Origin of the sequence: uncultured Corynebacterium sp., from assembly GCF_902782855.1 — a bacterium.
GTDB lineage: Bacteria > Actinomycetota > Actinomycetes > Mycobacteriales > Mycobacteriaceae > Corynebacterium.
Genome location: NZ_CACZOO010000326.1, coordinates 1 through 7,300 on the forward strand (window position 1 = coordinate 1; position 7,300 = coordinate 7,300).

Genomic DNA, 7,300 nt, shown 5'->3' on the forward strand with positions numbered 1-7,300 from the left:
CCCGGTCCTGCGTCCCGGTCGGGCGACGACCGGGTGCGTCCGGTGCGGTGTCAGGAGACCGGCGCGCCGAACGCCGCAAGCAGTTCCTCGGGTTCCCCGGTGGACACCAGCCAGTAGGGGGTGGGGTCGTCAGGGTCGTCGAGGACGAACATCGCCATCGCCGGAATCCAGGTCCGGTGGACGACATACGCCGCCGGGTCGAGCTGACGCCCCATGGCGGCACGACACGCGGTCGGCGGTACCGGAACCGTCCGCGATACCGCGGAACGGGGAAGTGCGGCATCCCCGACACGGAGCCAGGTCTCACCGGTCTCGTCGCGCTCCACGATGACCCGGTTGCGTGAGGCGTACACAAGGGTCCAGACCACCGCAGCAAGGGCGATGACTCCGACGACGACCCCCCAGTACCACTCACGCTTCATCTGACCCTGCCAGGCGAGGAGCGCAGCGACGCCGACGCCGATGAGCCACCATGACAGTGGGACCGGTTGGCGCTCGGAATAGAGGACCGCGGGACGGGACCCGTGGGAACGGGTGCCGGAAGGCTCCTGTGCTGGTTCCGGGGCCACGTCATCTCCTGTCTGGTCGGGGTCGTTCACAACCACACAGTGTAGCCCGCCGAGGGGCGCGGACCACAGACGGCCTGTACGGGGTGACAAGCCCGGGCGGTAGACTACGGCCCATGACCGAGACCCCCGATGAACCCCTGCGCGTCCACCGGCTCGACCCGGAGCTGCCGTTGCCGCACCGGGCGCACCCGACCGACGCCGGAATCGACCTTCACAGTGCGGAGACCCTCACGCTGACCCCTGGTGAGCGGGCCCTGGTGGGCACCGGCCTGGCAGTCGCACTGCCGGTCGGGACCGTGGGCCTCGTCCACCCCCGCAGCGGGTTGGCGACACGGCACGGTCTGTCGATCGTCAACGCCCCCGGCACCGTCGACGCAGACTACCGCGGGGAGATCAAGGTGTGCCTGATCAACCTGGATCCGCGCGTGCCCGTGGAGATCAGCAGGGGAGACCGGATCGCCCAACTGCTCGTCCAGCGGGTCAGCCTCTGCGACGTGGTGGAGGTCTCCGACCTCGGGGAACTCGGGGACACGGTCCGCGGTTCCGGCGGTCACGGCTCCACCGGCGTCTGACCGGCGCCGGGCGTGGAGCAGCCACGCACACACAGAACCAGCAGAACCGGCCGTACCCCCGGGTATCCGGTGACACCGAGGAAAGGACCGACCAGCATGTGGCCATTCGGAAAGAAGAAGGACGCCGCCCCCGCTGAAATCCGACAGGAGACGGCGCAGACAGCGGAGACGGACCGGACGTTGGAGGCCACCGAGGCCGCGACCTCGTCTCCGACGCCGGCGTCAGGGAGTGAGGACACCACCTACGACCCGGTCAACGGGAGCTTCGGCCCCTTCGACGGAGACTCGGTCGACTACCACGACTTCGACTTCTCCGACTTCGCCAAAGGCGGGCTGGACCTGGGGTCGATGCTCATCCCGGTGCCGCACAAGGGCGAAGTGCAGGTGGAGATGGGGCAGGAGGGCCCCCGCCAGATCCACATCCTCACCCCGTTCGGACGGATCACCCCGGCGGCCTTCGCCGCACCGCGCAGCGGTGGGCAGTGGGCAGGTGACATTGACGAGTTCGCCGAGGGAATGGTCCGCGACGGCCTGGAGGTCACCCGGTGCGACAACGACTGGGGCGTCGAGCTCGTGGGGGTGGTCGGTGACGGTGTGGTCCGCGTCATCGGTGTCGACGGTCCGCGCTGGATGCTCCGGATGACACTCGCGGGCCCCGCGGCGTCCGCCGACGAGCTCGCGGAGACAGCCTACGAGGTGATCTCGCGCACCTTCGTCAACCGCGGTAGCGAGCCGGCCCCGGCAGGGCGCTCACTGCCGGTGGTGATTCCGCAGGCCATGGCCGAGGAACTGAAGCGCACCCTGGCCCGGCAACAGGAGAACCGGCAACAGCAGGCCGTGCAGGCTCCCCGGCCCGCGCCGGAAGCCACCTCGACGACGGCACCCCGTCCCGGGACGGCACGGCGCCGGACCGGTGGCACCGTGGACCGGCAGATGGGTGGGACCGAGTGACCGGAGGAGACCTGGACCACCACGACACTCCTGCCGACGGGACGGTGGCGGAGACGACCGAGGTCGCCGAGGACGCGAGCATCCTCGACCAACTCGGCGGTATGCCCGGGATGGTCTCCACCGTCATACCGGTGCTGGTGCTCGTCCCGGTCAACGCGAAGTGGGGCCTCGGCCCCGCGCTCATCGCAGCCGTAGCAGTGGCCGTCGTCATCTTCGTCTGGCGACTCGCCCGGCGCGAGACCCTCATGCCGGCGGTGTCCGGACTGACGGGTGTCGGACTGTGTGCGGTCATCGCCTGGCTCACCGGAGACGCCAAGGGCTATTTCGCCTACGGAATCTGGTATTCCCTGGTCGCCGGCATCGTCTTCACCGTCTCCACCGTTCTCCGGTGGCCGCTGGTGGGACTGATCTGGCACGGCATCAACGGTGAACCCCAACGCTGGCGTTCCAGCCGGACCGGGGTCCGGGTCTACACCGTCGCGACTCTGGCCTGGGCGGTCGTCTTTTTCGCCCGGTTCATCGTCCAGCAGTGGCTCTACACCCAGGATGACGCCGTCGGGGTGCTCGGTGTCACCCGCATCATCATGGGGCTTCCCCTCACTGCGGTGGTTGTCCTGATCACCGTGTGGGCGGTGCGCACCGCCGGGCGCGACGAACGCGGTGAGAACCGGGGGGCCGGCCGGCACGCGGCGGGGACCGGGGACAAGACAGCGACAACGGAAGAGGACACACTGTGACCGAACACCTGACACTGGACATCACCGGGCCCGCCCACGGCGGGGCAGCCGTCGCCCGCTGCGGGACGGACGCGGGGGACCGCGCCGGGCAGGTCGTCTTCGTCCGGGGTGCTCTACCCGGCGAGACCGGCGTCCCCGTTGAACTTGACGGGGCTCCCGCCGGCACACGGCGGTTCCTCACCGGTCGGGTCGCCGACGTCACACGGATCGCAGGGCCGTCAGTTCACCGGACCGCCCCGGTCTGCGCCGCTGCGGCGGCCGGTGCTGGGTGCTGTGACCTCGATATCGTCGATGCGGCTGGTTCTGTGGCGTGGAAGCGTCGGGTCGTCGTCGACCAGTTCACACGCATCGGCCGTCTCGATCTCGCGGACGTGACGGTTGCGGCGCTCTCACCGGAACCGTTCACCGGGTACCGCACCAGGGTCCGCCTGGGAGTCGACCGCGACGGTCGGGCAGGGCTGCGCGCCGCCGGCAGTCACGGGATCATTCCGGTCACCGAGGCGATCTGCGCTCAGTGGGCTCCGGCGCTGGCGGACGGACTGGCCGGGGAACTGGCGTCCTTCAACCTCACTCCCAGTGCCGAGGTCTGCGTGGCGGTGGGCGAGGACGGTGGGCGGTCAGCTGTGGAACTGGTCAGGGAAGCCACCGGGAAGACCACCCGGGGGCGTCGTGATCACCGCCGCCGGAACGGTGCGGTGCGAAAGCACACCCGGCGCACCGTGCTCAGCGGTGACGGGACCGTCAGTCACGTGGTCAACGGTGTGCGCTGGGTTGTGCCGGTCGAGGCGTTCTGGCAGGCGCACCGGGCCGCGCCGGAGGTCTACAGTGACTGGATCACCACCACGCTGACCGGGTGTGACGCCCCCGCGTCCACCGCAGAAGGTCCCACCGCCTGGGATCTCTACGGTGGCTCCGGCGTCTTCTCCGCCGCCCTCACCGCCGCAGTCCCCGGAATCAGGGTGGACTGCGTCGATGTGGCCTCCGAGGCCACGGCCGCCGGGGAACGGGCGCTCACCGGACGGGACGTCCGCTTCCTCGCCGGTGATGTGGCCGCCCGGATCAGTGAACTGCGTGACGGCGGGTCGCTGTTCGCTGTCGTGCTCGATCCACCCCGCACCGGCGCCGGTGACCGGGTCCTCGAGGAGGTGACGGCCCACCGTCCCCGGCACATCCTCCACATCGGCTGTGACCCCGCGACCGCCGCCCGGGACGCCGCGACCCTGGGCGCCGCAGGGTACCTTCCCGTCTCACTGACTGCGGTCGACGCCTTCGGTCTCACCCACCACGTCGAGGTGCTCACCCATTACGTCCCCGCCGGCAGTGCGCGTGGCAGTGACAAGTGATGGAGCGGGTGGACCCGGCCATGATCGACTTGACCGACTTGACCGACTTGACCGACCTACCGATCCTCGGGACCGTCTCGTCGCCCGCGGACCTGCGGTCCCTCGACGGGCCGACGCTCGTCCGGCTCGCGGCGGAGATCCGGAGCTTCCTCGTGAAGAAGGTCTCCGTCACCGGCGGACACCTGGGGCCAAATCTCGGGGTGGTGGAACTGACGCTGGCGATCCACCGGGTCTTCAACTCCCCGTCTGACCCGGTGATCTTCGACACCGGGCACCAGGCCTACGTCCACAAGATCGTCACCGGCCGTTGGGGTCTCTTCGACACCCTGCGTCACAGCGACGGACTGTCGGGATATCCGGCCAGGGACGAGAGTCCGCACGACTGGACAGAGTCCTCGCACGGTTCGGCGTCCCTGTCCTACGCAGACGGCCTGGCCAAGGCCTTCGCCCTCACCGGACAGACGGATCGTCGTGTCGTCGCGCTCATCGGTGACGGTGCATTGACCGGGGGCATGGCGTGGGAGGCACTGGAGAGCATCGCCGACGGCTCCGACCGGCCGGTCGTGATCGTCGTCAACGACAACGGCCGGTCCTACGCACCGACCGTCGGGGGCCTCGCGCGTACCCTCGCCGACCTCCGGGACCGGGCCGTCACCGGTCGGCGGGGGGCGGGTCCGGCGGCGGCGGACCGCCGGCTGATCCGCCGGCTGCGGCGGCATCCGACCGGCGACGTCCCACCCCGGACCCTGTTCGGTGACCTGGGGCTGGCCTACCTCGGCCCGGTGGACGGACACGACCTTCCCGCCCTGGAGTCGGTTCTGCGCCGGGCGCGGGATCTCGGCGGACCGGTGATCGTTCACGCCGTGACAGAGAAAGGGCACGGCTATGCGCCGGCGCTCGCCGACGACACCGACCGGATGCACTGCATCGACGGGGTCGGCGCCCGCACCGGAACCGCCCCCGACGGTCGGGGTGAACAGAGGAGACACTGGGTCGATGTTTTCGCCGGGGATCTCGTGCGTCTCGGTGATCTGCGCGAGGACATCGTCGCTGTCACCGCTGCGATGCCCGGCCCCACCGGTCTCACCGGATTCGCGGAACGGCACCCCGACCGCGTTTTCGACGTGGGCATCGCCGAGCAACACGCCGTCACCTCCGCAGCCGGCCTCGCCCTCGGCGGACTGCGCCCGGTCGTCGCGGTCTACTCCACCTTCCTCAACCGCGCGTTCGACCAGCTTCTCATGGACATCGGGCTGCTCCGCCTGCCCGTGACCTTCGTCCTCGACCGTGCCGGGATCACCGGGCCGGACGGCCCCAGTCACAACGGTATGTGGGATCTCTCGATCACCGCCGTGGTCCCCGGGATCCGGATCGCAGCGCCCCGTGACGGTATCCGGCTCACCGGTGCACTGGAACGCTGCCTCGCCGTCAGTGACGGTCCGACGGTCCTGCGCTTCCCCAAGGGTGAACTGCCCCCGGCCGTCCCCGCCCTGCGCGGGACCGTGGACTACGATGTCCTCGCCGAACCGGAGGAGGACCCCGTGGACACCCCGCTGATCCTCGTGGTCAACTACGGGGCCATGACCGGGCCATCCTTCGCCGTGACCGAGGCACTCATCGCTGCCGGCTGCGCGGTCGTCCTCATCGACCCGGTGTGGGTCAGCCCGCCCGCCGCATCCGTGGTGGATCTCGCGGACGCCGCCGACCTGGTCATCACCGTCGAGGACAACGGTGTCCACGGTGGGGCGGGCCAGCAGCTGCACCGTGCGATGGTCAGCGCCGAGGTCGACACCCCGGTGCGCTACCTCGCCGAGGATCAGACGTTCCCGGCCCACGGGACCAGGGCCGAGGTCATGGCCGGTTACGGGCTTGATGAAGCCTCAGCAGCCCGCCGTGCCCTTGCCTGGGCCGGGCATCTCTTCGGCCAACGTGGGAAGTAGCGCCGGGATCAGCAGGTCAGTCTGCCACGGGCGGATGTGCTGCGCGGCGAGCAGACCACCCAGGGTCTCCTCCGCCCACCCGACAGGATCAGTCAGGTAGCCCTCGTCGGCACCTGTCCCGGGCCGGGAGCCCGATGTGTCGAGCAGCTGCGCCGCATCCCAGGCCACGGAACGCACCGACGCCGAGACGATGAGTTCCGACGGGTGGAGATCCAGCCGGTCGGCCACAACGTCGACGGCGGTGCGGAAGCCCGTCGCCAAGCGGTCGGCGACCGGGAAATCCCGGGCCCAGGTGCGGTGGTCGGGTCTGCCGCGGGGTGCCGGGGGCCGCGTTGGTAGTGCCGCAGGGTCAGCTGAGAGTGCGTCACGGACCCCGGTGAGCAGCAGAGCCCGCAACTCCCGGGGGAGCCGGGGCACAGGACGCACGTCCCGCCGACCCTGCCGACGGTCCCGGGCATTCCGGACACCCGGCCCTCCCCGCCGTTCACCGCGCAGCAGATCCTCGGCCTGGTGCGGCGAGCGCGCCAGATCGACGATCACCGATGAGTGCAGCACCTTCTCCGGTGGTGTGTCCCGGCGCCGCGCCACTTCGGTGCGGATGTCGGTGAGCCGACGGGCAACCTCCCACCCCCGGGGATCACGCACCGCACCGATGCCCCGCAAACGCGTCCAGTCGGGCGTCTGCACCGGCCGTGACCAGTCGGCTCGGACATGGGCGCACTCCTGCCGGTACCAGCCGATCCGGTCCAGGCCCTCAGACTCACCACGGTGCCGCAGCCGGGACAGTGCGGTCGACAGCAGCTCGACGAGCAGTTCCACGTCCAGTGCGGCGTAGGTCAGCATGTCGGCAGGCAACGGGCGTGCCGACCAGTCCTCCCGGCCCTTGTCCTTGGCCACGGTCACCCCCAGGAGTTCCTCGAGCATCCCGGCTAGGCCGATCTGACCGTATCCGAGCAACCGTCCGGCGATCTGCGTGTCATGGAGCAGGGGAGTACGCCACCCCAGCGTCGTCAGCGCGGGCAGGTCCGTGTGCGCGGCATGCAGCACCCAGGGCAGTCCGTTCATCACCGGTGCTAGGAGACGCCCGGCCTCCGGCACCACGACCGGATCCACCAGATGGGTCCCGGATCCGGCCCGTCGCAGCTGCACCAGCCACGCCCGGTCATCGAACCGGAAACCGGAGGCGCG

Annotated in this window: 7 protein-coding genes; 5 read left to right on the forward strand and 2 right to left on the reverse strand. The window is 70.2% G+C overall.

Annotated features, from left to right (window positions below):
* Positions 1-50 precede the first annotated feature (50 nt).
* Positions 51-599, reverse strand: a complete 549-nt coding sequence (locus tag QZV72_RS13250) for a DUF3093 domain-containing protein (protein ID WP_297009069.1) — start codon at positions 597-599, stop codon at positions 51-53.
* Between the two features lie 83 nt (positions 600-682).
* On the opposite strand from QZV72_RS13250, the gene dut reads away from it, so the two are divergent.
* The 5 genes from dut to dxs all read left to right on the forward strand — a co-directional run bounded on the left by dut (position 683) and on the right by dxs (position 6,112).
* Positions 683-1,141 (forward strand): dUTP diphosphatase, encoded by a 459-nt coding sequence (gene dut / locus QZV72_RS13255; RefSeq protein WP_297009070.1) that lies wholly within the window; start codon positions 683-685, stop codon positions 1,139-1,141.
* A 96-nt stretch (positions 1,142-1,237) separates the two neighbouring features.
* Positions 1,238-2,092, forward strand: coding sequence for a DUF3710 domain-containing protein (locus tag QZV72_RS13260; protein ID WP_297009071.1), 855 nt, complete (start codon positions 1,238-1,240; stop codon positions 2,090-2,092).
* A 101-nt stretch (positions 2,093-2,193) separates the two neighbouring features.
* Positions 2,194-2,829 carry a DUF3159 domain-containing protein gene (locus QZV72_RS13265; protein WP_297009076.1) on the forward strand — a complete coding sequence of 212 codons (636 nt, stop codon included), beginning with the start codon at positions 2,194-2,196 and terminating at the stop codon, positions 2,827-2,829.
* The gene (locus QZV72_RS13270; RefSeq protein ID WP_297009072.1) at positions 2,826-4,172 is read left to right on the forward strand and encodes a class I SAM-dependent RNA methyltransferase; all 1,347 of its coding nucleotides are present in this window, start codon (positions 2,826-2,828) and stop codon (positions 4,170-4,172) included. Before QZV72_RS13265 ends, QZV72_RS13270 begins: the two co-directional genes overlap by 4 nt.
* A 47-nt stretch (positions 4,173-4,219) precedes the next feature.
* Positions 4,220-6,112 (forward strand): 1-deoxy-D-xylulose-5-phosphate synthase, encoded by a 1,893-nt coding sequence (dxs, locus tag QZV72_RS13275; protein ID WP_297009078.1) that lies wholly within the window; start codon positions 4,220-4,222, stop codon positions 6,110-6,112.
* On the opposite strand, the gene QZV72_RS13280 is transcribed toward dxs, so the two are convergent.
* Positions 6,053-7,300: HRDC domain-containing protein (locus QZV72_RS13280; protein WP_297009074.1), on the reverse strand; the 1,248-nt coding region annotated here is incomplete at its 5' end. The two genes, dxs and QZV72_RS13280, sit on opposite strands and share 60 nt — an antisense overlap.